This is a genomic window from Sagittula sp. NFXS13 (assembly GCF_040148795.1).
GTDB lineage: Bacteria > Pseudomonadota > Alphaproteobacteria > Rhodobacterales > Rhodobacteraceae > Sagittula > Sagittula marina.
On the sequence record NZ_JAGEMH010000040.1, the window covers coordinates 1 to 2,682 of the forward strand.

General features: G+C 66.7%; 2 protein-coding genes. Both read right to left on the reverse strand.

Annotation, left to right across the window (positions count from 1 at the left end; genetic code table 11):
- Positions 1-1,181: glutamine--fructose-6-phosphate transaminase (isomerizing) (gene glmS / locus J4E08_RS24350; RefSeq protein ID WP_349540716.1), on the reverse strand; the 1,181-nt coding region annotated here is incomplete at its 3' end.
- A 12-nt stretch (positions 1,182-1,193) separates the two neighbouring features.
- Positions 1,194-2,540, reverse strand: coding sequence for a bifunctional UDP-N-acetylglucosamine diphosphorylase/glucosamine-1-phosphate N-acetyltransferase GlmU (glmU, locus tag J4E08_RS24355; RefSeq protein WP_349540717.1), 1,347 nt, complete (start codon positions 2,538-2,540; stop codon positions 1,194-1,196).
- Positions 2,541-2,682: the final 142 nt, after the last annotated feature.

The window sequence follows — 2,682 nt, forward strand, 5'->3', positions numbered from 1 at the left end:
ACGCCGATTTCCACACCGGCGTGGATCGGCAGGGCCAGGTCGCTTTCGCGCGCGATGGAGGATTCCGGCACGTTCACCACGGAATAGAGCGCGCTGGCCTTGCCCTTGCAGTAGCGCAGCGCGGCGAGCGTGTCGGCGGTTTCCCCGGACTGGGAGATGAACAGCGCGGCGGTGTTCGGCGTGATCGGCGGCTCGCGGTAGCGGAATTCAGAGGCCACGTCGACTTCGACCGGCAGGCGGGCGATCTGCTCGAACCAGTATTTCGCGGTGAAGCCCGCCAGGTAGGCAGTGCCGCAGGCGGTGATGGTCAGCCGGTCGAGCGCGGCAAAATCGATGCCCGGATCGGGCAGGGCGATGCCGCTGTCGGTCAGGTAGGCGTTCAGCGTGTCCGACAGCACCGACGGCTGTTCGGCGATTTCCTTGGCCATGAAGTGCCGGTGCCCGCCCTTGTCGACGCGCGCCGCATCCATGGAGATCTTGCGCATCTCGCGGGTCACCCGCGCGCCGGTCAGATCGCGGACCTCCAGCGAGGTGCGGGTCAGAACGGCAAAGTCGCCCTCTTCGAGGTAGGTGATGCGGTTGGTCATGGGGGCGAGCGCGATGGCGTCACTGCCGACATACATCTCGCCCTCCCCATGGCCGATGGCCAGCGGGCTGCCCTTGCGCGCGGCGACCATCAGGTCTTCCTCGCCGTCAAAGAGGAAGGCCAGCGCAAAGGCGCCTTCGAGCTCGTCGATGGTGGCCCTGGCGGCCTCCACCGGGGATTTGCCCGCGTCCAAGTGCAGCTGCGTCAGCATGGCGACGGTTTCGGTGTCGGTGTCGGATTCCGGCGTCTGACCGGCGGCGGCCAGCCTGGCGCGCAGGTCCTTGTAGTTCTCGACGATGCCGTTGTGGACCACGGCGACGGGTCCGGCGCGGTGCGGGTGGGCGTTGATCTCGTTCGGGGCGCCGTGGGTGGCCCAGCGGGTGTGGCCGATGCCCGATTTGCCCGCCAGCGGATCATGCACCAGCAGATCGGAGAGGTTGACCAGCTTGCCCACCGCGCGGCGGCGGTCGAGATGGCCCTCGTTCACCGTGGCGATGCCCGCGCTGTCATACCCGCGGTATTCCAGCCGCCGCAGCGCTTCGACCAGGATGGGGGCGACCTCGTGGGTGCCCAGAATGCCGACAATTCCGCACATACGGCTGTTCCTCTATTGCTGTTGCTTGGCTTTTCTGGCCGTCAGCGTCTTGAAGAGCTTGGTGGCGAAGCCGTCTTTTGTCACTTGGTCGGCGCGGGACAAGGCCAGCGCGCCGGGCGGCACGTCCTTGGTGATGGTGGAGCCGGAGCCGGTCATCGCCCCGTCGCCGATGCTGACCGGGGCCACCAGCATGGTGTCCGACCCGATAAAGGCATTCCGGCCGATGGTGGTCTTGTGCTTGAACACGCCGTCATAGTTGCAGGTGATGGTGCCTGCGCCGATGTTGGTCTTTTCGCCGATTTCGGCGTCCCCGATGTAGCTCAGGTGGTTGGCCTTGACGCCGGCGTGCAGCTGCGCGTTCTTGACCTCGACGAAGTTGCCGACGTGCACGTCCTCGGCCAGCTCCGCGCCGGGGCGCAGCCGGGCATAAGGCCCGACGACGGCGCCGCGCGAGACATGGCAGCCTTCGAGGTGGCTGAACGCGCGGATGCGGGCGCCGGATTCCACCGTGACCTCCGGCCCGAAGACCACGTTCTGTTCGACCTCGCAGTCGCGGCCGATCAGCGTGTCCCAGCCGAAAAAGACGGTTTCCGGCGCGGCGAGCGTGATCCCGAGGTCAAGCGCCTCGGCCCGCATCCGGGTCTGGAACGCGGCCTCGGCCACCGCCAGATCCGCGCGGGAATTGACGCCCATGGTCTCTGCCTCGGGGCAGCGCACGACCGTCGCGGACAGGCCGCGCGCGCGGGCGATTTCCACGATGTCGGTGAGGTAATATTCGCCGGAGGCATTGTCGTTGCCGACCTCGGCGATGAGCTGTTGCAGCGTGGTCTTGTCTGCCGCCACCACGCCGGAGTTGCACAGGGTGAGGGCGCGCTCGGCGGCGCTGGCGTCCTTGTATTCGACGATCTTGAGAAGCTGGTCGCCCTCGGTCACCAGACGCCCGTAGCGGCCGGGGTCTGCAGCCTCGAAGCCCAGGACAACCACGTCATGGGCGCGGCGTGCCTGCATCATGGCCTCCAGCGTGGCCTCCGAGATGAAGGGCGTGTCGCCGTAGAGCACGAGGGCATCGCCTTCAAAACCTTCGAGCGCGGGGAACGCCTGCGCCACCGCGTGGGCGGTGCCGAGCTGTTCGTCCTGGCGCACCACCTGGGCCATCGGATCGTAGGCGCGGGCGCTGGCCTCCACCGCGTCGGCGCCGTGACCGGCGACAACCACGCAGGCCTCCGGCTCCAGCGGGCGCCCGGCGCGCATGGCGTGCCAGAGCATCGGGGCATGGGCGATCTTGTGCAAAACCTTGGGGAGATCAGAGTTCATCCGGGTGCCTTTGCCGGCACCGAGGACAATCAGGGCAATAGGCATGAAATCAATCCGGTTTGTTCTTTAACTGGGGCCGTTCTATAGGTTTCACTGCGCATGGCAAGGCGGCCGCTCTCACGCTTGATTGCGACGTGTGACACATCTTTACCCAACGCTTTGAGGAGCACCGCATGACGCCTTGTGT

Bases quoted from the DNA above. Each gene is read 5' to 3' on its own strand.
- glmU (WP_349540717.1), bottom strand. From the start codon at position 2,540: ATGCCTATTGCCCTGATTGTCCTCGGTGCCGGCAAAGGCACCCGGATG.